Source organism: Enterocloster sp., assembly GCF_057861365.1.
The window spans coordinates 49,869-73,126 of the sequence record NZ_DBMACH010000009.1; the positions used below are offsets into that span (position 1 = coordinate 49,869).

A 23,258-nucleotide genomic window follows, 5' to 3' on the forward strand; every position below is an offset into this window, starting at 1 on the left:
TACTTAAAACAGTCCCGTGATCTTTCCTTCCTCATTCACATCAATCCCCTCTGCTGCCGGCTTCTTGGGAAGTCCCGGCATGGTCATAATGGAACCTGTAAGAACAACCACAAAACCGGCTCCTGCACATACATAGGCGTCTCTTACGTTGATCTGGAAGCCTGCAGGCCGTCCCAGCTTTGTCTGATCATCCGACAGGGAGTACTGGGTTTTTGCCATGCATACGGGAAGATTTCCAAAGCCCATCTCTTCCATGCGCTTTAACGCCTTTAAAGCTGCCGGAGTGTATGTCACGCCGTCCGCTCCGTATATCTGGGAAGCAATGGTTCCGATCTTATCCTTTAAGGAAGCTTCATTCTCATAGAGCACATGGAAATCAGTGGGACGGTTTTCCAATGTGTTTAATACCTTTTCTGCCAGGGCAAGCCCACCCTCGCCGCCTTTTGCCCAGACCTCAGCCAGAGCAAATTCACAGCCTCTTTCCTCACAGAAATGCTTAATATAAGCATACTCCGCTTCTGTATCGCTTATGAAAGAATTAAGGGTAACTATAACCGGAACGCCAAACTTCTGGATGTTTTCAATATGTTTTTCCAGATTTACAATGCCCTTCTTTAAAGCTTCCAGATTTTCTACGGAAAGCTGATCCTTCGGGACACCGCCATTATACTTTAAAGCCCGGACGGTGGCTACCAAAACAACCGCATCCGGCTTTAAGCCTGCTTTGCGGCACTTGATATCCATAAACTTCTCAGCGCCCAGATCCGCGCCAAAGCCTGCTTCCGTAACAACAATATCGCAGAGCTTAAGAGCTGTCTTTGTGGCTCTTACACTGTTGCAGCCGTGTGCGATATTTGCAAAGGGGCCGCCATGAACCAACGCGCCTGTATGCTCCAAGGTCTGGATCAGGTTCGGCTTTAAAGCATCCTTTAAAAGAGCCGCCATGGCTCCGGTGGCATGAAGATCTCCCGCAGTCACCGGCTCACCTGCAAAATTATATGCAACGATAATGCGTGACAGGCGCTCCTTTAAATCCTTCATATCATCGGCCAGACAGAGGATTGCCATGATCTCGGATGCTACGGTAATGACAAAATGATCCTCTCTTACCATGCCGTCGGCCTTTGCACCCAGACCGATCACAATATTACGCAGCGCACGGTCATTCATATCTTCGCACCGCTTCCATAAAATCTGTCTTGGATCAATGCCGAGGGAATTTCCCTGCTGGATATGGTTATCAAGAAGAGCTGCCAGAAGGTTATTGGCAGAGGTAATGGCATGGAAATCACCTGTAAAATGCAGATTTAAATCCTCCATAGGCACAACCTGGGCATAGCCGCCTCCAGCAGCTCCTCCCTTGATGCCAAAGCAGGGGCCAAGGGACGGCTCTCTCAGCGCTATAATGGAATTTTTTCCCATTCTTCCAAATGCTTCTCCCAAGCCTACTGTCACAGTTGTCTTTCCCTCTCCTGCCGGTGTTGGATTGATAGCCGTCACCAGCACCAGTTTACCATCCGGACGGTCCTTGATCTGATTCCATAGCTCATCGGTCAGCTTGGCCTTATATTTTCCATACAGTTCCAGATCGTCCTCTTTGATTCCATATCTGGCGGCCACCTCTTTTACCGGTATCATTGCAGCTTCCTGTGCGATCTCAATATCTGATTTCATTTGGCTGATCCTCCTCTTTTTCGGCGTCCCGATCAGGTTATGTCCTTCTCCTGCCGGTGCCTGGTAATTTATATTTTATGCCCGGAGTCATTGGGATTCTCCTTTGGACTCCTGATGCATTTTAATACCCCTGTTCCATCATTTCCTCAAACTGTTCCGGACTCATAAGGATCTTTCTGGGTTTTGTGCCCTCCTCTTCGCCCACAACTCCTGCCTCTGCCAGCTGATCCATGATCCGGGCCGCGCGGTTAAATCCGATCTTAAAGGCCCGCTGGAGCATACCGATGGAAGCCTTGTCCTTTTCAATAATGAAGGCTCCGGCCTGTGCAAACAGTTCATCCCGGTCTGCCCCTGAGCTTCCTCCATCCATGGAAGGAGATGCAACTTTATTTACCACTTCCTGGCTGTACTCTGCCACCATACCCTGCTCGGTAAGAAATTCTACCACGCGGCTGACCTCCTCATCCGATACAAAAGCGCCCTGTACACGCTGGGGTTTTGGAAAACCTGCGGGATAAAAGAGCATATCGCCCTTTCCAAGGAGCTTTTCTGCACCGTTCATGTCGATAATCGTTCTGGAATCTACACCTGAGGACACGGAAAATGCAATTCTGGAAGGCACGTTTGCCTTGATCAGTCCGGTGATAACATTGACGGACGGTCTCTGGGTTGCAATTACCAGATGGATGCCTGCTGCACGGGCCAGCTGGGCCAGACGGCAGATGGAATCCTCCACCTCTCCCGGAGCCACCATCATAAGATCGGCCAGCTCGTCGATAATGATCACAATCTGGGGCAGCTTCTTTGGCTTTTTGTCATCATCGATATCATCTAATTTCGCAACCCGTTCATTGTAGCCCTTTAAATCCCGGACATTGCACTCGGCAAACTTCTTATACCGGTCTGTCATCTCAGCCACCGCCCAGTTTAACGCCCCGGATGCTTTCTTCGGATCGGTCACGACCGGGATCAGCAGATGGGGGATTCCGTTGTAGACGCTCAGCTCTACCACCTTGGGATCTACCATGATCAGCTTCACATCGGCCGGATCCGCCTTGTAAATAATACTCATGATCAATGTATTGATACAGACGGACTTACCGGATCCAGTAGCGCCTGCGATCAGAAGATGAGGCATCTTTGCGATATCCGTAACAACCACCTGACCGCCGATATCCTTTCCCACAGCAAAAGCCAGACGGGACTTGTGGCGGCGGAAGGCTTCGGATTCAAAGAGCTCACGCAGATAAACAATGTTATTTTCCTTATTAGGCACCTCGATCCCCACTGCGGATTTGCCGGGAATCGGAGCCTCGATCCGGATATCTGCCGCTGCAAGACTCAGCTTGATATCATCAGTCAAAGAAACGATCTTGCTGACCTTTACGCCCTGTTCCGGAAGGAGTTCATAACGGGTAACAGAAGGACCGCAGCTGATATTCGTCACAGTAACGCCTACACCGAAATTATGAAGGGTCTGCTGAAGCTTGATCGCTGTGGCCTTAAATTCATTTTCAGAAAAAGCGGCATTATGCACAGGCTTTTTCAGCAGATCCGTAGGAGGGAATACATATTCCTTTTTTTCCTCTATCTTTTTATGGATCTCCTGAGCCACCGAAACCTCTGCTGCCTGAACCTCTGCCGCCTCCCGTTTCTTTTCCAGTTTTTTCTGAAGAAGATCCGTTTCCGTTTCGATGATCTTTCCGGAGGCAGTGACAACACGTTTTGTGCCTTCCGGCTGATACAGAGTATCGGGAGCGGCCATCATAGACGGCTGTACCGCTTCGAATGGCTTTGGCGCAGAAGTGGGGCTGCTGTCTGGATCCGGATCCCAGGGAGAGGTTCCGTCACAGGCCGGCTCCTCTGAACCTTCATCCAGATGGATGGTTTCCTCTTCAGGTTCTGTATCCCAGGGAGCAATATGTACAGCCTTTTGCTCCGGCATTTCATCTCTCTCCTGCTTCTCCGGCTCCCTTGCCGGCGCGGGGGCAGATACGGGTTCCTGCCGGTAAACTGTTTCCTGTAATCCACTTATATCCTCTTCAAAGCTTACCGGTCTTGGAGCGCCTACACCCATATCCAGCTCATCCAGAGTTCTCCTGTCTCTCTGAACCCGGATCGTTTCATATATCGGCTCTTCTTCCTCTGCTCCCCCGCAGTCTCCCTGTTCTGTCCGGCTCTGAGGCGTCGGTTCATTTTTGCATTCTCTTCTGGCTTCGGATGTTTTCTCACGGTCTTCCAGCTCTCTGGCCAGACGTCCCGCTTCTCCTTCCGTCCTTTCCTGTCTAGCTCCCACAGTGCCTGCTGTGTCATAGTTTCTGGGAAGCTGGATCCTTCCGCGAAATTCATCTGCTGGAGACGCCTCATTTTCTGCAGGCTCACCCTTTCTTACAGGATCCGCTCCAAATTCCCGTTCAAATGCATCCTCTGCAAGGCCTTCTTCCTCATAAAATTCCTCTGTCCGATCCCCTCTTTCCCCCAGAGCAGTCGCCTCCAGATTCACACCGCGTACACGCTGCTCCTCCTTAAGAAGACGTCTTTCTTCTGCTCTCTGAGCATGGAGTTCTCTCCTGCGGTCCATATCCTCCCTTGCATACTGATAGGCCCGGTCACTTCCCTGCTGTACAAAGGATACAAAGGATTTTCCCGTAATACATACCATACAGATGATAAGGAGCACCACCAGTACCAGATATGCTCCGGCCCGTCCCAGAAGGAAACTCAAAAGGCCGGATAATGCTCCGCCGATCAGCCCGCCTCCTGCTCCATTCACAGAGGATACCGTATAATACTCCATCAGGGAAGCGCCCTCAGGCGCCTTTCCAAACATCAGCTGGAGCAGGCCGCAGAGCGTGAAAAACACTCCTATGACTGCAGCCAGTTTCACTGCTGCGTGGATATTCCCCTGATTGGACAGGTGAAAACAGGTTCCCACAAAAAGCATGATAGGCAGAAGATAGCCGATCATGCCAAAAAGTCCCAGCTGCACGCTGCGCAGCACATCTCCAAACACTCCGCATAAGCGGAAATTGCTTAAAAACAAAAGGATTGCCACAGCAAAAGAGCAGATGATGATCACTTCTGCTCTCATAAATCCCATATCCTCTTCTTCCTCATAAGCCGGGCGTCTTGGCCGGCTTTTATCTCTGGATGTGCTGCTCTGCCTCTTTGCAGTAGTTGTCCCCGTGTTCTTTTTTGTCGTACTTCCCTTGGGCCTCCCCGGTTTTCTGGCGCTGCCCTGCTGTTTCTTTACTGCATCAGACACAAATACAAGCCTCCCATTCCTCGTTCCTATATTAAGTCTTGACTTACATTACTTATAGTATACAAAAATTTAATGGGAATTGCAACGCAGTTTTTTACCGCATATAAGATTGGAAAAAACGGTACGCATTTTCAAAGCAGAATTTTTTCACAGCCCCTTCGGGAATCCCCCGCTCCGCAAGATATGTTCCAAAGGAAGCCGCTCCAAACGGCGAGCCAAGGGAAGGGTCGCAGGTGATCTGTCCGTCCAGATCTGTTCCCCAGGCGATACAGTCCTCTCCTCCCAGCTCCAGCATCCTGTATATATGGCGAAACAGCAGTTCGCGCTCCCCCTCTCCCTTCTGATCCGGAACAGAAAGGAAACGGGAATATAAATTGATGCCGCAGAGGCCGCCCCGGCGTACAAGCTCCACAAACTGATCCTCTCTTAAATTTCTTGGCACCTCACAGCAGGAACGCAGGTTGGAATGGGAGGCAACAAATGGCCTTTTCGTTATGTTCAAAAGATCCTCAAAGCCTGCATCGTTTAAATGGGAGCAATCCACAATGATTCCATTTTCTTCCATAAGCTTCACGGCCTCTTTTCCAAATCCCGTAAGCCCTCCGGTTCCGGCACAGCCGCTTCCCAGCTCATTTTCCCCATTCCAGGTAAGGGTCATCATCTTAATCTTCTTTTTGGCAAAATGGACAATCTTTTCCAGATCTCCTCCCAGGGCTGCTCCCCCTTCTATAGTCCGGATAAATACCCATTTCCCTTCCTCTACCCCTTTCTGCAGCTCAGAAGCGGAATCTGCCAGAACTGCCCGTTCCGGGATCATTTCCACAAGCGTTTCCAGATAGGCCAGATGGCTGTCTGTAAATTCTACTGCCGCTCTTCCTCGAATGGAATCCGGTACCCAGACGGCCATACACTGGACAGTCGCCTCAAACCGTTCCTGATCCTGTATGGTAAACTGAGTGGTGCTGTTTAAAAAATTCTCCCCGCGTTTTTTCAATTCTTCAATGGTATCGCAGTGAAGGTCAAAATACTTCATGACTGTTCCCCCTGTCTTATCTTATGTGTATATCATACGATACTTCTGCTCTTTCTTCTACTGTTTTGCGGGATTTTTTCTCTCGTCGATCATCTCATACAGTTTCGCTAATGCCTCCTTTATCCCGCCGACTGCATCGATCAGCCCCACGTCTACTGCCTCTTTTCCCACAAGAACGGTTCCTAGATCCCTGGTAAGCATCTCTGTATTGTGCATCAGGTCATGGAGCTTGTCATAGGCAATGGCGGAATGCTCCGATACAAAGGTTAAAATACGATCCTGTATCATCTGAAAATAGTCATAGGTCCGCTCAGTGCCGATCACCATGCCCGTCATGCGCACCGGATGAACCATCATGGTCCCTGAAGGTACAATGAAGGAATAGCAGGAGGATACGGCCAATGGTACGCCAATGGAATGGCTGCCGCCCAAAACCAGCGATACTACCGGAATGCTCATAGATGCGATCATCTCAGCGATGGCCAGTCCCGCATCCACGTCTCCTCCCGATGTATTTAAAAGAACCAGCATTCCGTCAATGCTGTCGTCATCTTCGATCTGGGCCAGTCTGGGAAGCACATGATCGTATCGGGTGCTTTTGGAAGAACCGGGGCTGTTTTCGTGTCCTTCCACCTCTCCTATAATAGAGAGCAGATGAATTTTTCTCTTTTTTCCATTTTCTTCCAGAGTCATCTGGCCATACTCTTTTAACCCCCTGTCCTCTTTTTCACGGATTTCCTGCTCTGTCTGCCGTTCTTCCTGTCTGTTCATATAAAAAAGACCATCCTTTCCAAATCGGGCCTTACCACAAAGGGATAGGGGATACCTTATATAAGGCACCCGGCCCATATTCTTTCAGGATAGTCTTTCCTTTTTTCTTTCTTTTAATCCAGCATGTTGCGGATTGCTACCGGAGAGCGGTAATTCCAGGTAGAAATCTTGATGCCGCTGCGCCTGCTTGCCGCATGAACCACCTGTCCGTTTCCAATATACAGAGCCACATGGTTGATACGGCCATTGCTGCCTGCATAGAATATCAGATCGCCCGGCTTCATATTTCCAGAAGTGACCTTCTTTCCCATTTTGGCCTGCGAGCCGGAATAGTGAGGAAGCGATACTCCGAATTTCTGCATTACCTTCATGGTAAAGCCGGAGCAGTCTACGCCGTTTGTCAGGCTGGTACCGCCCCAGACATAAGGATTTCCCACAAACTGAATCGCATAGTTCACTATCTGAGAGCGGCGTGAACCGGAGCCTGAGCTTCCTGAACCTCCGGAGCCGCTTTCAGCAGGTTTAAACTTAATAGCCTCATTGATCACATAACGGACTTCCACATTATTATCTCTTGTAGAAATATAGGCTCCGTCTGATACGCCCCCATCTTCTTCATCCACGGAATCAAGATCGATCTTCAGCCAGCCGTCCGGCGTTTCAGGATCGTCGATCACAGGATATTTTTCATCCTTTACGATCTGGGTCCAGATCTTGGCGTCCGTACTGGGTTCTGTGCGGACGTTTAACACATCCGTACTGATCACCGCTTTCAGGGATGCGGTCTGAAGGGCAATATCTTTTGCCTCCCTGCCCGTAGCTGTGTACTGGGGATCAGAGGAAATATAACCTACGATAGGGCCGGATTTCACCTTATACCAGCCGTCCAGAGTTTCCAGGATCTCTCCTCCCGCCTTGCTGGTCATCTTTCCGATAATATTGGCATTTCCTTTATCCTCCGGTGAACTGCGCACATTCAGATAACCGTTCACCTTGGACATCACCAGATTTTCATACTGATTAATGGCCTTTGTTTTTTCATCCAGTTTGCGTCCTTCCTCCAGAGCATAGCTTACCTGGGCAAACTGATCGGAAATATATCCGTCCTTAATCTGGATCCATCCGTCCTCTTGGCTAAGAACCTCAAAGCTTTCCCCGTCTGATACGGCTCCTATGACATTGTCGCTGGTGGAATCGTCCGGAGTTTCCCGCACCCGCAGTTTTTCGCCTTCTGTCTCCATAGTAATCACAGCTCTGAGCTTTACATATTTTTCCGCCAGATTTTTTGCCTCCTGGCCGGTTACAAGATACTGGCTGCTCACATAGCCCTCTAAACCTCCTGACTGTATCTTTGTCCATTCGCCCTCTGTTCCCAGAACCTCGCATCCGCCTCCGTCTGCGATAGTACCTAAAACCGTACCGTCTGTTCCCGGAGTCTCACGGATATTTACATAGCCCGACACCTGGATCAGACCCAGATTGGCAAAACGACCCACAGCTTCCTCCACCTGCTGTTCCCACTGTGTCTCTTCATGGCTCTCTGCAGCCACAGCCGCTGCCGGGTCTGTCTGCGGCTCTCCCGTCTGGAGCTGCTCACCCACCGACCGGACCACCATTTCCCCAGATTCCGGCTTTTTCATATATTTCACCGCAAAAATAATAGCTCCCACAGCCAGGACAGCTGCCAGGATCAGAATCCACAGCCTGGGATCCGGCTTCTGGCTGCGCTTCCTCCTAGCCTTATTCAGGCTGGATAAATAATCCTTATGCTCAAGCATATTTTAATCGTCTCCATCTCAAATTTGATTCCTGCTTTGCAGTGCAAAACAGCCTGTCCTTTTTATTATACCATAAAGGACAGGCTGGATGGGTGAATTTTTTATGAATTTTTAATTTGCCAGCATCATACGGTCATTTGCAAATTCTTTGCCGCTGGCCTCGGCAAATTTCTTTAACAGGTCATCCACCGTGAGGTTCTTTTTCTCCTCCCCCCTCACATCATAGATAATATGGCCGTCATTCATCATGATCAGGCGGTTGCCGATCTGGATGGCATCCTTCATATTATGAGTTACCATCAGGGCAGTCAGCCGCTGCTCCTCTACGATTTCACTGGTAAGCTCCAGAACCTTCTTCGCCGTCTGAGGATCCAGGGCAGCAGTGTGTTCATCCAGCAAAAGCAGCTTTGGCTTTTTTAAAGTTGCCATCAGAAGGGTTAAGGCCTGTCTCTGTCCGCCGGACAAAAGTCCCACCTTAGAGGTAAGGCGTTCCTCCAGCCCCAGTCCCAGCTTTAAGAGCAGATCCCGGTACAGCTTTCTTTCACTGCCTGTAATACCGGGCTTTAATGTGCGGCGCCCTCCTCTTCTTAAAGCCAGAGCCAGATTTTCCTCAATTCCCATAGTAGCCACGGTTCCATTCATGGGATCCTGGAATACACGGCCCAAAAAGGCGGCTCTTTTATATTCCGGAAGCTTTGTCACATCCCTTCCGTCTATCACGATCTTTCCCTCGTCCACAGGCCACACGCCTGCAATCGCATTCAGGGTCGTAGACTTTCCGGCGCCGTTTCCGCCGATGATCGTAACAAAATCTCCATCCTTTAAGGTGAGGTTCAAATCTTTCAAGGCCTGCTTTTCATTTACCGTGCCCCTGTTAAATGTTTTATTCACATGACAGATTTCCAGCATCAGCTCTTACCTCCCTTTGGCGCACTCTTAAAATATCTTCCCTTCCAGGTGGGGATCGCCAGGAAAACAGCTACCACAGCAGCGGAAAGAAGCTTCAGTAAATCCGTATCAACTCCCAGCCAGATCACAACCTGGAGCACCAGATAATATACAATAGAGCCCAAAGCCACACCCAGAAGGCGGAAGCCAAAGTTGTGGAAAACTTTTCCAAAAATCGCTTCTCCGATAATCACAGCGGCCAGTCCGATGACAATGGCTCCGCGGCCCATATTGATATCTGCAAAGCCCTGATACTGGGATAAAAGCGCGCCGGAAAGTGCGACCAGTCCATTGGAAACCATCAGCCCCAGCACACGGTTAAAATCGGTGTTGATCCCCTGTGCTCTTGCCATGCGGTCATTGCCGCCGGTGGCACGGATGGAACAGCCCAGCTCCGTGCCGAAAAACCAGTAAAGCAGACCGATCAGTACCAGGATCATCACAGACACCAGAAAAATGGTATTTTTAAACAGTGGTACATTGCGGATAAAACGCAGGGAAACCAGCAGGTCATACTTGTCTACATTGATGGCCTGGTTGGCTTTTCCCATAATTTTTAAGTTAATGGAATACAGGCCCAGCTGGGTCAGGATACCGGAAAGAATAGCCGGGATTCCCATAAAGGTATGAAGGATACCTGTGCAAAATCCTGCTGCCATCCCTGCCAAAGCGGCACATAAAAGAGCCACCCAGACATTCTGTCCGGCAAGCATCATCACGATGCAGACAGCGCCCCCCGTACAAAGGGAGCCGTCTACGGTCAGATCCGCAAAATCCAGGATGCGGAAGGTAAGGTATACGCCAATCGCCATTATGCCCCACACTAGTCCCTGGGCCACAGCGCCTGGAAGTGAATTAAATAAGCTCATAATACTCATGATCGGTTATTCCTCGATTGCTTCATAATCATCCGGCACGGCAACTCCCAGTGCATCGCAGATGTTTTTGTTGTACTTCTTTGTAAACTGAGGCGCATACTCGATGGGCATCTCAGATACATTGGCTTCGCCGGAAAGGATCTTTGCAGCCATCTTTCCGGTTGCCGTACCCAGATCATAGTAGCTGATGGATAAGGTGGCAACGCCGCAGCCCGCGCAGATGCCCTCCTCGCCAGCTACCACGGGAACGCCTGCCGGCTGGCAGATATTATTGATGATCTCTGTGTTGGAAGCAACGGTATTATCCGTAGGAACATAGATCACATCGCTTGCAGAAGCTGCATTAGTAGCAATGGTGGATAAATCATTGGAATCGGAAAATGCATAATACTCACATGTATAACCCAGCTCTTCCAGAGCCAGCTTTACCGTATCTACCTGGTACTGAGAGTTAGGCTCTGCAGAGCAGTAGAGCAGACCTACATTTTTCTTATCCGGGAACAGCTCTTTGATCATGGCCGCCTGCTCGTCCAGAGGAGCCAGATCCGATGTTCCGGAAATATTTCCTCCTACGGTTCCGTTAAAATCGGAAATTCCCAGGGCCACACCGTATTCTGTTACAGAAGTTCCCAGCACAGGAATCTCGTTGGTGCCTGCCTGAGCGGCCTGAAGAGATGCGGTTGCATTTGCCAGGATCAGATCCACACCCTCTGATACAAAGCTGTTGATGATCGTGGAACAGGTGTTGGAATCACCCTGCGCATTCTGCTCATCAAACTCCACACCGTCTTCTCCAAAGGTCTCCACCAGAGCATCCTTAAAGCCCTGAGTCGCCGCATCCAGGGCAACGTGCTGTACCAGCTGGCAGATACCTACCTGGTATACCTCCTTACTCCCCTCTGCTTCCTTTGAAGTGTCCGCAGCAGCTGCCGTTGTTTCATTTGTGCCTGATCCACATCCTGTTACAGCCGCAGCCATCGCTCCGGCCAGTACGAAGGAAAAAATTTTTGCCGTCTTTTTCATAACATCGCTCCTCGTTTTTATCCAAAATTTCGTCCGTTTCTTTCGAACTTTTTTTATCATACTACAAAAAAAAGGGCGCGTCAATTTTATTGCTTTAAATTTTTGTGTTTTTAACGCATTGGCGCTTTTATGTATCAAAGTATAGCCCAATTATTCCCATTTCAATGGAATTGTAACCGTAAATTCCGTTCCCTTTTCCAGCTGAGAAGCCACATGGATAGAACCGTGATAAAAATTTACGATATGCTTTACGATTGAAAGTCCCAGTCCCGTACCTCCCTGTTTCCGGCTGCGTCCCTTATCCACCCGGTAAAAACGTTCAAAAATACGGTCCAGGCTTTCCTCCGGTATCCCCACGCCATTATCCCGGACACGGATCACCATCTGTCCGTCCTGTTCTCTGATCGTCACCCAAACCTGTCCTCCCGGATGATTATACTTAACCGCATTTCCGACCAGATTTGTAAGAAGCTCCTTCATCTGCTGCACATTGGCCTTTATGCACAGCGGCTGGCAATCTATATGGATAAAGACCTGGCTCTGGGCGGCTGCGGGCTTTAAGCTTTCTGCGATCTCCTCCAAAAGAGGGCTGATCCGCACATCGGAAAGCACCACCTGGGCATCCTTTGCCTCCAGCCGGGAAATCATCAGAATATCCCCGATCAGCCCTGCCATATTGGAAGCCTCCTTTTTGATCCGCCGGATAAAATCCAGCTTCATGGCTTCATCCTGGATCATCCCGCTCTCCATCAGCTCTGCGTAACCCTGGATCGAGGTAATAGGAGTTTTAAGCTCATGGGAGGCATTGCTGAAAAACTCCTGACGGATCTGCTTTTCTTTCTCTATACGGTTCAAATAATCTTTTACATTATTTGACATTTCCATGGTCGTCTCTGCAATCACATTCAGCTCCTGATACGGACAGGGCGAAAAATGGAGCTCCCCGTTTCCTCCCTTCACCTTCTGAAGCTCCGAAACAATATCCTGCAAGGGTCTTGTAACGGAATCCACAAACCGCCTGGTAAATACAAATGCACAGGCTAAAGCGGCAAGAAAGCTCACAAGGGCAGCCGGCAGCAGCATGGGCAGATATTCGCTGAATCCTGAGTAGGGAACGGAAATGCGAAGGATCATATCTGATCTGTGTGACTGGAAGGCAACGTAAAGAAAATGCTTTCCCATGGTTTTAGAATACCGCTTTGCATATCCCATTCCATTCAGCAGAGCCTCTTTTACCTCTTTGCGACTTAAATGATTATCCAGATCTTCCGTAGAAGTATCTGTGTCAGATACAACCGTGCCATCTAAATGGATCAGTGTAACCCGCGTATCATCCGCGCCTGTAAACTCCTCCATACGCTCGATCTGGACAGCCAGATACGATTCATCCTCATAATCGAGCAGCCGGTCAATCATTTCTATAGTATAGGTCATATCCTCTCTGGCCATCTTTAAGATCATATGACTGCTGATAAGATAAAAGATGACGCTGTTAATACACAGCGCCGCCAGAAGTACCAGTATAAATTTTTTCAGAATAGCCCTTCTCATCGATCCTCCTCCTTTGTCTCCGAGCGCACCAGGCGGTAGCCAACGCCACGGACGGTCTTGATGCAGCTTCCTCCCTCTTCTCCCAGCTTCTGGCGCAGGGTACGGATGTGCATATCCAGTGTCCTTGTCTCTCCGTCATACTCATAGCCCCAGATCTGGTTTAAAAGTTCATCCCTGGTTACTACTCTGGCCTGATTCTCCAAAAGATAACATAAAAGCTCAAACTCCTTTAAAGTAAGCTCGCAGACACGGCCGCTGCTGGAAGCCTCTCTTGTCTTTTTATTGATACTGATCCCCTGATAGGACAGTATATCCTTTTTTTCTTCCCGCCTTACCCTGCGCAGGAGACTGCGGATCCGGGCAGAAAGCTCCAGAACGCCAAAGGGCTTTACCATATAATCATCTGCTCCGCAGTCCAGCCCCACTACTTTATCCAGCTCCTTTTCCTTTGCTGTCAAAAGCATGATCGGAAGGCCGCTTATCCCCTCGGTCTGACGGATCTGCCGGATGGCCGTCACCCCGTCCATTCCCGGGAGCATCCAGTCGAAGATCGCCATGGACGGGCATTCCTGCCGGATACGCTCCAGCCCTTCTTCTGCTGTTTCAAACCCCTCTGCTTCAAAGCCAAACCCCTCCAGTGCGATCTTTAACAGATTTCTGATATTTTCGTCATCCTCTATGATGTAAATTTTTTCCATAAATGCTGATTCCTGCCCTTTCCCTGTTATTAAATTTACATATTATGCTTTTTAAAGCCTCATGTAAACAGCATACCAAACAGAAGTAAAATCCGAACCAATGAAATGTAAAATCTGCGTAAATTTTCATATATCATCCTATTCAGTTTATACTACGTCAAAAAAGATGTCAATGAAAAATCCCCATCGCACCATATACGGCAGATGGGGAATGTAAACTCCTTATTCACTTCGCAGCGCATCAATCGGATTTAAATTAGCCGCACGGCTGGCTGGCATATAACCAAAAAGCAGGCCGATCCCCACGGATACGCTAAATGAAATTACAATGGCAGAAAATGTAGGTGTAGCCGAAATGCCAATGGCTGCCCCTACTACTGCAGTAGCCCCGCAGCCAATGAGAATTCCGATCACTCCGCCCAGAGAACTGGTAACTGCCGCTTCGATCACAAACTGCTGCATAATGGTTCCCTTGTCCGCCCCAAGAGATTTTCGGATTCCAATTTCCCTTGTCCGCTCAGTCACAGACACCAGCATGATGTTCATAACGCCCACTCCGGCTACCAGAAGGGAAATCCCGGCGATTCCTCCCAGCATACCGCTCATCATGGCAATCTGTTCGTTCAGGGAATCCAGCATTTCACTCATGGCAGATACCCTATAGTAATCGTCATCCTTAAAAATCTCAAAAAGGAAATTCTCAATGAGTGTCTTTGCCTCATCCGCATCATCCGTATCTGCCACTGTAAAGGTGTAGCTGTTAATATTAGCGCTTCTCGCCAGACTAATGGAAGCCGTATATGGAAGCCATACAAAATCATCCGTGCCTCCGTCGCTCATATCGTCCTCATCCTGAATTTCTGCTACGCCCACTACCTTATAGGCATAGCCCCCTACCTTCAGCGTATCCCCAAGAGCCTTTTCAGCACTGCCAAACAGCTCCTGGGCCACATACGCTCCGATCACGCAGACCTTCTGACGGGAAAGAATATCCGAATAGGTGATATTTCTTCCCTGCTGCAGCTCATAGTCCTTAATCTCCAGATACTGCTCGCTGCGTCCTGCCACACTGGTAGAAGTCATGGAATCATTTCCCTTTTTTATCGTCGTGGAAATGGTCACGTTGGGGCTTAAAGCCTCAAATACGTCTGTGTGCTCTTCAAAAAATCCATACATTTCATCTGGACTTACAGTTCGGGATGTCAGATTGGTTACGTTTACATTGATCTGGTTCACTCCCATGCTGGCAAAATTTTCTACGATCGTCCCCATGTATCCATTTACCAGGCTTACGAGAATGATCACCGCAGCCACACCGATAATAATCCCCAGCATGGTGAGAAAAGAACGCATCTTATTGCCCCATATGCTTTTAAGAGCCAGTTTAAAGGATTGCAGCATAATCTTTTACATCTCCGTCAAAAATTTTATGCCCGTCTGCAATGCGGATCACCCGCTTTGCCTCCACAGCAATGGAATTGTCATGGGTAATCATAACAATGGTATTTCCCTCCTCATTGATCTGCTTTAAAAAATTAAGCACATCACGGCTGGTTTTGGAGTCCAGCGCTCCTGTGGGTTCATCAGCCAGGATCAGGGATGGATTTCCTGCCAGCGCCCTGGCAATAGATACCCTCTGCTGCTGGCCTCCTGAAAGCTGATTAGGCATATTTTTCCATTTTTCCGCAAGCCCCACCTTTTCAAGGGAAGCCATGGCCCGTTTTTTTCGTTCCTCTGCTCCTGTTCCCGCATAAAGAAGAGGAAGCTCTACGTTTTCCAGAAGATTAAGTTTGGGAAGGAGATTATACTGCTGGAAGATAAAACCGATCATACGGTTGCGGATCCTGGCCAGCTGCTTATCTCCCATTTTACTTACATCCTCACCGCCCAGATAATACTCTCCTGTGGTCGGCACGTCCAGAGCGCCGATAATATTCATCAGAGTGGATTTTCCGCTTCCTGATTTTCCTACAATAGCCACAAATTCACCCTTTTGGATAGAAATATTTACATCGTCATTCGCTCTGACTTCTTCTCCTCCCATATTGTAAATCTTTGAAATATGCTTCAACTCGATCAGTGGATGTGTTTCCTCTGACAGCCGTTCATTTACGTTCATAAGCTTTTTCACCCTTTCTGTCAGCGGCCGCCGGGACCGCCTCCCATTCCACCTCCTGGGCCGCCTCCCATTCCGCCTCCGGGCATCATCATCACAGCATCGCTGCTCTGGCTGGATTCCGCCACATAAACCGTATCTCCTTCAGAAAGCCCGCTTTTGATTTCCACATAGCTGTCGCTTATAAGGCCTGTTTCTACCTCCACGGCTTTAAAGCCTGCGGGGATCGATCCCTGCTGCTCAGTAACTGTATCGTCCTTTATGTAGACCTGATTTCCCCTCATAAGCGCATCTACGGGAATTGAAAGCACATCCTCTGCCTGATCCAGGGTAATAATACCGTCCACATTCATACCCGGAAGAAGATCTCCTGCTTCATCCATGGTTACCGTTACCGGATAGGTGCTGACTCCGTTTGAATAGGTACTCTCCAGGCTTACGTTTGTAACCGTACCTGAAAAGGTCTGCCCCTCATAGGCATCGGCCGTCACAGCCACTTTCTGGCCCACTTCTACTTCTTTGATATCCAGTTCATCAATGGACATTTCAAAGGTAAGACTGGACAGGTCATAGATCACTGCAAGAACGGTGGTATTACTGGTGTTCTTTGTAATATTATCCCCCACCTTATAATTCTTTGTGATGACCTGGCCGGAAATGGGAGCTGTGATCGTATAATTGTCATAGCTGTCCTGAGTGCTCTCCAAATGGCTCTGGGCCGACTCCACGCTCTCCTGGGCCTTATCCAGACTGTCCTTGTAGCTCTGGATCAGCTTATCCGCCGTTTTTGCCGTCATGCGGAAAACAGGTGTTCCCTTTGTAACGTAATCGCCTTCATTTACCAGCATCGCCTCTATTTCTACGCTGGATGAAAGGTCTGCCTCCATAGAGGTATCAATGGAAGCCTCAAAAAGCCCTTCCTCACTTCCGATCCACTCGCCTACCCGGGCAGACGCTCTGGTAGAAACAGTCAACCCACCAGGATTTGCCACTGTAAAGGTCACATACTGTACCAGACGCCCTCCGGAAAGGGCTTCCTCTCGGTTGGCAACTGCCTTAACCAACGCTTCCACCTGTTCTCCTGAATCAGTCAGCGTAAGGACAGCGGAACTTCCCGGGGTAATCTGGGCTGCTTCGCCGGAAAGGAAGGGGATCCGTATCTCCATCACATCATCACTGTACAGATCCGCCAGCTTTGTATTTCCGCTTACCTTATCGCCTGCACTGATATAAAGTTCCTTGATATATCCCGATTCTGTGGCCTTATATGTATTTCCGCTGTAATCGCTTAAGGCCTGATTATAATCCTCCAGCGCATCCTCATAGGAATTCCGGGACCGGGTCAGGGTATTTTCAGCGCTGGTAAGCTCCGTTGTCATGCTGGAACTGTCGATCTCATAAAGCACCTGATCCTTTTGCACCTGATCTCCCTCTTCAAAAGCGGCGGCAACCACCTCGCCCTCAACCATGGACGTGATGCTGTATGTATCCTTTGCCGCCAGAGTACCTGAGGAGGATAGTTCAGAGGTAATAGTTCTCTTTTCCACGGCTGCCGTATTAAGGCTTTGGGCCCGGGCTGCAGCCGCAGCCTTTGTTTTTTTATTTTTCCAAATCATAAGGCCGGTAAGAAGTACTGCCGCTGCCAGAAGAGCCGCCAGCAGACGAACCCATAATTTTTTCTTTTTCATCTCGTTTCTCCCTTAATATTCAATCGCATCCACTGCCGTATAGCTGCTTCCGCTTCTGCTGCACACCAGCACCACATCGTCCCCCACTTCCAGATTTCCATAGATGGAAAACAGATACTGAAGTTCCGAAGAGTCCAGACTGATATTCAGATAGCCGTCGGAATCCACATCCTCGCTGGTATCAAAATCATCGTCTGAATTTGCCTCATCCACCTCGATGCGCACCGAGGTCGGCGTCATCACATCTGTGGACTGATAGTAGATATTTTTGATCTCTCCCTTGATGAGCACATAGGTGTTGTTGCCCGAATCGTCCTTTGTATCCCAGCCGGTGGTCGTATACGCCCAGATGGTTTTTGACTTCACATTGTAATACAGTACTGCAAAACCAGACTGCTGCTGGGAAGCCTTTACCGCCGCCAGGGTGCTTTCCACGCCGTTTAAAAACACATTGGCATCCTCCGTATCAAAGGGTACAGACTGGGCCACGCTGAAATTCTTATGGACCAGGATGGGGCCTTTGCGCTCATCCTCCAGTATGGAAATGGGATTGATCTCCCCATCTGAATTCAGCTCGCAGTCCAGCACGGTTCCGTATATCTCGTTGCTGTCCTTCTTTTTTGTTTTCAGCAGATTATAAAAAATATTCATGCAGTCCGTTTCCGTAATCGCTTCATCCGCCTGACAGCTCACATCTTCATTCAGTTCCAGATGATTAAATTTCGAAATCCTGGAGCTGGCCATCTCTCCTGTAAAATCCTCATCTGTATAGCCTAACAGCGTTAAAACGGCCTTCACTGCGTCCTTATATAAAACAGGCTCCTCCGGTTTGAAATTGCCGCCCAGATATCCGCTCATCCAGCCCTGAGAAGCTGCCACACGGATATAGACCGCGTTTGGATGGTCTGCCGGCACATCCGCATATACCGACACGCTGGAAGAAGGAAGATTTTCCCGGTAGCTGGACGCCTTTACCAGCATCTTCGCAAAATCTCCTCTTGTGATCTGCCCCCGGAAGCTGGAAATCTCCATGATTCCCGTAAGCTTTACTACCTGACGGCGCAGGTCAAAATTGGCGCTGGAAATATTGTCTGCAAGCACTGTAAGAGACAAAAAGGGCGAAACGGCAAACGAAGCAGCCAGAGAACCACAGATAAAGCGGCCATAGGATTGGGAACCTTTCATACATAAACTCCTCTAAGTAATTATACATATCAATGATTAACTGTCACTAATGTACCATCCGTTTGTGACGATTTTGTGTTCTGGCTGTGTATTTTTTGATAAACAAAAAGCGCCTACATAAGAGGCGCGATCAGACGCAGCAGCCTTCCTGCCTTGCGGCCCAGCCAGCTGTAGCTATAACAGGTTTCAAGGGTGACCGGAATACATTTTTTTAGTGTTTCCTGATAATCCGCTTCGATTTTTTCAATAACCGGATTGCGGTATAAAAAAGTGCCGCACTCAAAATGCAGGTACAGACTGCGAAAATCCAGGTTGATGGTTCCCACCGTGGCTTTCTCATCATCACTGGCAAAAACCTTCGCGTGGACAAAGCCCGGTTCATATTCAAAAATCCGGACTCCTGCCTTTAAAAGCTCCGGATAATAGGTTCTGGCCAGCAGATAGGCATATTTCTTATCCGGAATATGAGGCATAATGATAATAACCTCCACTCCCCGTTTTGCCGCATAGCACAGGGCGTCCTTCATGCCGTCATCCAGGATCAGATACGGCGTCATAATGTGGACATATTCCTTTGCCTGGCTGAGTATGTCCAGATAGACCTGCTCGCCGATCTGTTCCTTGTCAAAGGGGCTGTCCCCATAGGGGATCACATAGCCTTTCTCCATCCGTCCGGCTGCGGCTTCTCCTGCCGGAGCAGAAAGATATCTCCTGTAATCCTCTTCCTTTTTCTCTGTCACATCCCACATCTGAAGAAACATCATGGTAAAGCTCTTTACCGCATCTCCCCTTACCATCAGAGCCGTATCCTTCCAGTGGCCAAAGCGCACTTTGCGGTTAATATATTCATCTGCCAGATTTACTCCTCCGGTAAAGGCACAGCGGCCATCAATGACTGCAATCTTTCGATGATCCCTGTAATTCTGATGGGTCGAAAGCACCGGGATAATGGGAGAAAACATTTTACAGCGGATCCCTTTCCGTTCCAGCTGCCTGGGATAGTGAAACGGAAGAAGCATCAGACAGCACATTCCGTCATACATCACCCGGACTTCTACTCCTTCCTTTACCTTTTCCTCCAGAACCTTTAAGATCTCATCCCACATATATCCCCTATCAATGATAAAAAACTCCATAAAAATGAAATGCTTTGCCGCCTTCAGCTCTTTCATCAACCGTACGAACATATCCTCTCCCAGGGGAAAATACTCGATGTCCGTATTTTTATATACCGGCGCTCCAGCCATACGTTCCAGGTAATCCGCCAGTCCGGCCGTACGGCCGTCCAGAGCCTCAAGTTCCTTCCTCACATCCTCATTCTGGTTCAGATAGGGTCTTGTTTTGGCAGTGGATGCTGCCAGACGTCTGGCCAGAGCTTTGGTCTGAAACTGCATCTGTACGAAAATGTATAAAAGTACGCCGAACACCGGTATCACGAGTACCGGTATGATCCAGGCCATCTTAAAGCTGGAATCAATAGGTTCATTTAAAATGGCGATCACTGCAAGAGCACTTAAAAGCACACAGAGAATATAAAAATAATGAAGATACCCATTCAAAAACTTAAACGCCGCTATAAATACCCAAAGCTGCAGCCCCAGCCCTGCCATTACAAAAGCAGTCCTGCCAAAGATGATCCTAAAAAGACCTCTCAGTTTTTTCTTCATATGTATGTCCCTTTCTTCTAAAACAATGGCCCCATATTCTTTCCCGAGAGAAAATACGCGGCCAGCCCCAAAGAAGCTAAACCGCGTATTATTATCTCATATATTTTCTTTTCTGGCAAGTATACGAAGCTGCCTCCATTCTGGCCGCTACTGCTGATCGATCTTTTTCACGTCCATATCTTTTGGAAGGATCAGGCTTAAAATAATAGATACTACAAACACTACCGCTACCACATTGGCAGAAAATACGGACTGGATCATCGGCGGGAAGATATCCCAGATCCCGACCTCGCTGGCTGTGGTAAAACCGATGCCGATGGATAAGGACAACGCTGCAATGGTAATATTTCTCTGAGAGAAACCGCAGTCAGCCACCATCTGAATACCAGAGGTTAAGATAGTTCCAAACATCATGATCGTACATCCTCCTAATACTGCGTCCGGAAGGGAAGCAAAGAAATTTCCCACCGGCGGAAGAAGTCCTGCTAAAATCATGCAGGCAGCGCCCGTCATGATCGTAAAACGGTTCACTACCTTTGTCATATTGACAAGGCCTACGTTCTGTGAAAAAGAAGTTACAGGAGGACATCCAAAGAGACCGGAAATAACGGAACCATAGCCGTCGCAACCCAGAGAACCTGAGATTTCCTCTCCTGTGATCTTCCGGTTTAATCCGCCTGCTACCAGAGCAGAGGTATCGCCGATGGTCTCAGCCGCAGACACCAGGAAAATGATACATGCGGAGATAATCGCTCCCGGATAAAATTCCGGCTTAAAGGGCATCAGATGGGGCAGGGAAATGATTCCGCCGGACATGATCATAGACAGATCTACCTTTCCCATGGTGATCGCCAGAATATATCCTACTACCAGGCCGGCTAAAACGGAAAGCTGCTTTAGATATCCCTTTGCAAAAATATTCCACAAAAGACAGGTAGCCAGTGTTACGGTTCCAAGGATCAGGTTCTGGGCAGAACCGAAATCATCATTATAGCCGCCGCCAAAAGATCTGGCTCCTACGGTAAAGAGTGAAAAACCGATGGCTGTTACTACAGAGGCCGCTACGATCGGAGTAATGATCTTTCTCCAGTATTTTGCCATCAGTCCTAAGGTTCCTTCAAAGAGACCTCCCGCCAGAACCGCTCCTACTACAGCCGGATAGCCGTAATTGGCTGAAATGGTACTGAGCACCGTTACGAAGGTAAAACTTACACCCATAACCACAGGAAGCTTTGATCCGATCCGCCAGATGGGATAAAGCTGGATCATGGTAGCAATGCCTGCTACAAACATGGCGTTCTGCAGAAGCATACCCAGCTGGGCCGGTGTAAGAGGCGTCTTGGACGCTCCCGCAATAATGGTGATCGGCGCCAGGTTTGAAACGAACATGGCTAAAATATGCTGCAGTCCAAAGGGAATAGCCTTTCCGATGGGCACTCTTCCCTCCAGTCTGTATATGTTGTTAATACTGCAGTCTGCTGCATTTCCTGCTGTTTTTGCTGTTTTCCCCATACGATTTACCGCCTCCATTCTCATGCCGGCAGCTGTCTTTATTTATCTCCCCAGACCAGACATCTGCCGGCACACTCATTCTATGCTTCTTTATGTGTGGTCTGATATACTTCTTCCACAATCCGTTCCATAGCGTTTAAAATGTTCTCATAGCCCGTGCAGCGGCACAGATGACCGGAAATGAGCTTTTTAAGCTCTTCGCGGTTATACTTCTTTCCCGTTCCCACGATCTCAACCGCACTCATGATCAGACCCGGCGTACAGAAGCCGCACTGGACGGCCGCCTCCTCAATGAATGCCTTCTGGATCGGAGAAAGCTCGCCGTTTGGCCCCTTTAAGCCTTCTACGGTCATTACGCTCTTTCCATCTGCCCACATGGTCAGATAAATACAGCTGTCAATGGCCTCTCCGTTTACCAGTACCGTACAGGCTCCGCACTCTCCTACCTCACAGCCCTTTTTCACCGAAGTCAGCCCCAGGCGCAGACGCAGAGTATCTAAAAGGGACTCTCTCTCGTCCACTGCCAGTTCATGCTCTTTTCCGTTTACTTTCATATGTATGATCTTAAGCATTGCAATTACCTCCTGCTCTTGTGATAGATTCTGCCAGTGCACGCTTTGCTAACTCCTCAATGAGCTGTAAGCGGAATTCCTTGGATGCTCTCCAGGAAGAACGGGGATTTACTTCTGTGAGCGCTGTTTTTGCAAACTGCTCTGCCGCCTCTTTGTCATCCACTCTTGCTCCTTTTAAGCCTTCCTCTGCGTTCCGGCAGCGAAGGGGCGTAGGTCCTGCCACTCCGTAGCCCAGACGCACATCCTCAATGACCGTCTTGTCTTCTGAAAGCTTTACCCGGACTGCACAGCCTAAAGTGGCAATCTCCATGGCCTTTCTCTTTCCGTACTTTACATACTGGCCGTACCAGCCCTCATAATCCTCTTTTGCAATGAGAAAGCCCGTACATACCTCTTCTCTGGCTCTTACGGTCCGTCCGGGACCTGTATAAAACTCGCAGATGGGAACGATTCTCTCCCCTTCCGGTCCCACTAGGATCACTTTGGCATTTAAGGTCCACATGGTAGAAGCTGAATCTGCAGAAGTAGCTCCATTGCAGATATTTCCGCCGATGGTTCCTGTGTTGCGGATCTGAGGTCCACCCACCATATCCACTGCCTCACCCAGCATGGGGATCAGCTTCTGGATCAGGGGATCATTTGTAATATGGGAAAATGCAGTAGCTGCTCCGATCCAGAGATCTCCGTTTTCCAGAACATTTACTCCCTTAAGCTCCGGAATATTGTGGATAGATACAAGGGCTTTTCCTGCATCCTTTCCCTCTCTTACACGGATCAGTACGTCGGTACCACCGCTGATCACCTCTGCATCCGGCTCATTTACCAGAGCCTGCACAGCATCCTGTACATCCTTTGCCTCGTAAAATGATTTTATATCAAACATGCCTTATTTCTCCTTC

General features: G+C 48.8%; 18 protein-coding genes. All 18 read right to left on the reverse strand.

All coding sequences use genetic code 11. The annotated features are described in order from the left end of the window. Positions 1–3: 3 nt before the first annotated feature. Complete coding sequence (locus ACZM6M_RS11110; RefSeq protein WP_296036882.1) at positions 4–1,674, reverse strand: formate--tetrahydrofolate ligase; 1,671 nt, start codon at positions 1,672–1,674, stop codon at positions 4–6. A 121-nt stretch (positions 1,675–1,795) separates the two neighbouring features. Beyond that, complete coding sequence (locus ACZM6M_RS11115; protein ID WP_489490427.1) at positions 1,796–4,939, reverse strand: DNA translocase FtsK; 3,144 nt, start codon at positions 4,937–4,939, stop codon at positions 1,796–1,798. A 94-nt stretch (positions 4,940–5,033) separates the two neighbouring features. Next, positions 5,034–5,972, reverse strand: coding sequence for a dipeptidase (locus tag ACZM6M_RS11120; protein ID WP_417045966.1), 939 nt, complete (start codon positions 5,970–5,972; stop codon positions 5,034–5,036). 57 nt (positions 5,973–6,029) lie between these two features. Continuing rightward, positions 6,030–6,743 (reverse strand): ClpP family protease, encoded by a 714-nt coding sequence (locus tag ACZM6M_RS11125; protein ID WP_317438374.1) that lies wholly within the window; start codon positions 6,741–6,743, stop codon positions 6,030–6,032. Between the two features lie 113 nt (positions 6,744–6,856). Then, positions 6,857–8,521, reverse strand: coding sequence for a C40 family peptidase (locus ACZM6M_RS11130; RefSeq protein ID WP_337433781.1), 1,665 nt, complete (start codon positions 8,519–8,521; stop codon positions 6,857–6,859). A 111-nt stretch (positions 8,522–8,632) separates the two neighbouring features. Beyond that, positions 8,633–9,430 (reverse strand): ABC transporter ATP-binding protein, encoded by a 798-nt coding sequence (locus ACZM6M_RS11135; protein ID WP_317438372.1) that lies wholly within the window; start codon positions 9,428–9,430, stop codon positions 8,633–8,635. Next, positions 9,430–10,347: an ABC transporter permease gene (locus ACZM6M_RS11140; protein ID WP_066547892.1), complete on the reverse strand. Its 918-nt coding sequence runs from the start codon at positions 10,345–10,347 to the stop codon at positions 9,430–9,432. Before ACZM6M_RS11140 ends, ACZM6M_RS11135 begins: the two co-directional genes overlap by 1 nt. Before the next feature lie 6 nt (positions 10,348–10,353). Continuing rightward, positions 10,354–11,370, reverse strand: a complete 1,017-nt coding sequence (locus ACZM6M_RS11145) for an ABC transporter substrate-binding protein (RefSeq protein WP_337433782.1) — start codon at positions 11,368–11,370, stop codon at positions 10,354–10,356. A 150-nt stretch (positions 11,371–11,520) separates the two neighbouring features. Continuing rightward, the gene (locus tag ACZM6M_RS11150) at positions 11,521–12,921 is read right to left on the reverse strand and encodes a sensor histidine kinase (RefSeq protein ID WP_066547888.1); all 1,401 of its coding nucleotides are present in this window, start codon (positions 12,919–12,921) and stop codon (positions 11,521–11,523) included. Beyond that, on the reverse strand, positions 12,918–13,619 hold the full coding sequence (locus tag ACZM6M_RS11155; protein ID WP_066547885.1) for a response regulator transcription factor: 702 nt from the start codon (positions 13,617–13,619) through the stop codon (positions 12,918–12,920). The genes ACZM6M_RS11150 and ACZM6M_RS11155 overlap by 4 nt, the downstream gene beginning before the upstream one ends. Before the next feature lie 222 nt (positions 13,620–13,841). After that, entirely contained in the window at positions 13,842–15,020 is a 1,179-nt protein-coding gene (locus tag ACZM6M_RS11160; protein ID WP_066547883.1) for an ABC transporter permease, read from the reverse strand. Next, positions 15,004–15,738: an ABC transporter ATP-binding protein gene (locus ACZM6M_RS11165; protein ID WP_066550739.1), complete on the reverse strand. Its 735-nt coding sequence runs from the start codon at positions 15,736–15,738 to the stop codon at positions 15,004–15,006. Before ACZM6M_RS11165 ends, ACZM6M_RS11160 begins: the two co-directional genes overlap by 17 nt. A 20-nt stretch (positions 15,739–15,758) precedes the next feature. After that, entirely contained in the window at positions 15,759–17,423 is a 1,665-nt protein-coding gene (locus ACZM6M_RS11170) for an efflux transporter periplasmic adaptor subunit (RefSeq protein WP_489490428.1), read from the reverse strand. Between the two features lie 12 nt (positions 17,424–17,435). After that, positions 17,436–18,608 (reverse strand): S-layer homology domain-containing protein, encoded by a 1,173-nt coding sequence (locus tag ACZM6M_RS11175; RefSeq protein ID WP_489490429.1) that lies wholly within the window; start codon positions 18,606–18,608, stop codon positions 17,436–17,438. Between the two features lie 113 nt (positions 18,609–18,721). Continuing rightward, complete coding sequence (cls, locus tag ACZM6M_RS11180) at positions 18,722–20,275, reverse strand: cardiolipin synthase (RefSeq protein ID WP_066547879.1); 1,554 nt, start codon at positions 20,273–20,275, stop codon at positions 18,722–18,724. A gap of 147 nt (positions 20,276–20,422) precedes the next feature. Continuing rightward, positions 20,423–21,787 (reverse strand): uracil-xanthine permease family protein, encoded by a 1,365-nt coding sequence (locus ACZM6M_RS11185; RefSeq protein WP_489490430.1) that lies wholly within the window; start codon positions 21,785–21,787, stop codon positions 20,423–20,425. 80 nt (positions 21,788–21,867) lie between these two features. Next, positions 21,868–22,359 (reverse strand): xanthine dehydrogenase subunit XdhC, encoded by a 492-nt coding sequence (gene xdhC / locus ACZM6M_RS11190; protein WP_066547877.1) that lies wholly within the window; start codon positions 22,357–22,359, stop codon positions 21,868–21,870. Then, entirely contained in the window at positions 22,352–23,242 is an 891-nt protein-coding gene (xdhB, locus tag ACZM6M_RS11195; RefSeq protein ID WP_337433788.1) for a xanthine dehydrogenase subunit XdhB, read from the reverse strand. The genes xdhC and xdhB overlap by 8 nt, the downstream gene beginning before the upstream one ends. Between the last annotated feature and the right edge of the window lie 16 nt (positions 23,243–23,258).

Coding starts and splice junctions, on each gene's coding strand:
- ACZM6M_RS11145 (WP_337433782.1), bottom strand. CDS start 11,370: ATGAAAAAGACGGCAAAAATTTTTTCCTTCGTACTGGCCGGAGCGATG.
- ACZM6M_RS11160 (WP_066547883.1), bottom strand. CDS start 15,020: ATGCTGCAATCCTTTAAACTGGCTCTTAAAAGCATATGGGGCAATAAG.
- ACZM6M_RS11170 (WP_489490428.1), bottom strand. CDS start 17,423: ATGAAAAAGAAAAAATTATGGGTTCGTCTGCTGGCGGCTCTTCTGGCA.
- ACZM6M_RS11135 (WP_317438372.1), bottom strand. CDS start 9,430: ATGCTGGAAATCTGTCATGTGAATAAAACATTTAACAGGGGCACGGTA.
- ACZM6M_RS11130 (WP_337433781.1), bottom strand. CDS start 8,521: ATGCTTGAGCATAAGGATTATTTATCCAGCCTGAATAAGGCTAGGAGG.
- cls (WP_066547879.1), bottom strand. CDS start 20,275: ATGAAGAAAAAACTGAGAGGTCTTTTTAGGATCATCTTTGGCAGGACT.
- ACZM6M_RS11125 (WP_317438374.1), bottom strand. CDS start 6,743: ATGAACAGACAGGAAGAACGGCAGACAGAGCAGGAAATCCGTGAAAAA.
- ACZM6M_RS11185 (WP_489490430.1), bottom strand. CDS start 21,787: ATGGGGAAAACAGCAAAAACAGCAGGAAATGCAGCAGACTGCAGTATT.
- ACZM6M_RS11140 (WP_066547892.1), bottom strand. CDS start 10,347: ATGAGTATTATGAGCTTATTTAATTCACTTCCAGGCGCTGTGGCCCAG.
- ACZM6M_RS11150 (WP_066547888.1), bottom strand. CDS start 12,921: ATGAGAAGGGCTATTCTGAAAAAATTTATACTGGTACTTCTGGCGGCG.
- ACZM6M_RS11165 (WP_066550739.1), bottom strand. CDS start 15,738: ATGAACGTAAATGAACGGCTGTCAGAGGAAACACATCCACTGATCGAG.
- xdhB (WP_337433788.1), bottom strand. CDS start 23,242: ATGTTTGATATAAAATCATTTTACGAGGCAAAGGATGTACAGGATGCT.
- ACZM6M_RS11175 (WP_489490429.1), bottom strand. CDS start 18,608: ATGAAAGGTTCCCAATCCTATGGCCGCTTTATCTGTGGTTCTCTGGCT.
- ACZM6M_RS11120 (WP_417045966.1), bottom strand. CDS start 5,972: ATGAAGTATTTTGACCTTCACTGCGATACCATTGAAGAATTGAAAAAA.
- ACZM6M_RS11110 (WP_296036882.1), bottom strand. CDS start 1,674: ATGAAATCAGATATTGAGATCGCACAGGAAGCTGCAATGATACCGGTA.
- xdhC (WP_066547877.1), bottom strand. CDS start 22,359: ATGCTTAAGATCATACATATGAAAGTAAACGGAAAAGAGCATGAACTG.
- ACZM6M_RS11155 (WP_066547885.1), bottom strand. CDS start 13,619: ATGGAAAAAATTTACATCATAGAGGATGACGAAAATATCAGAAATCTG.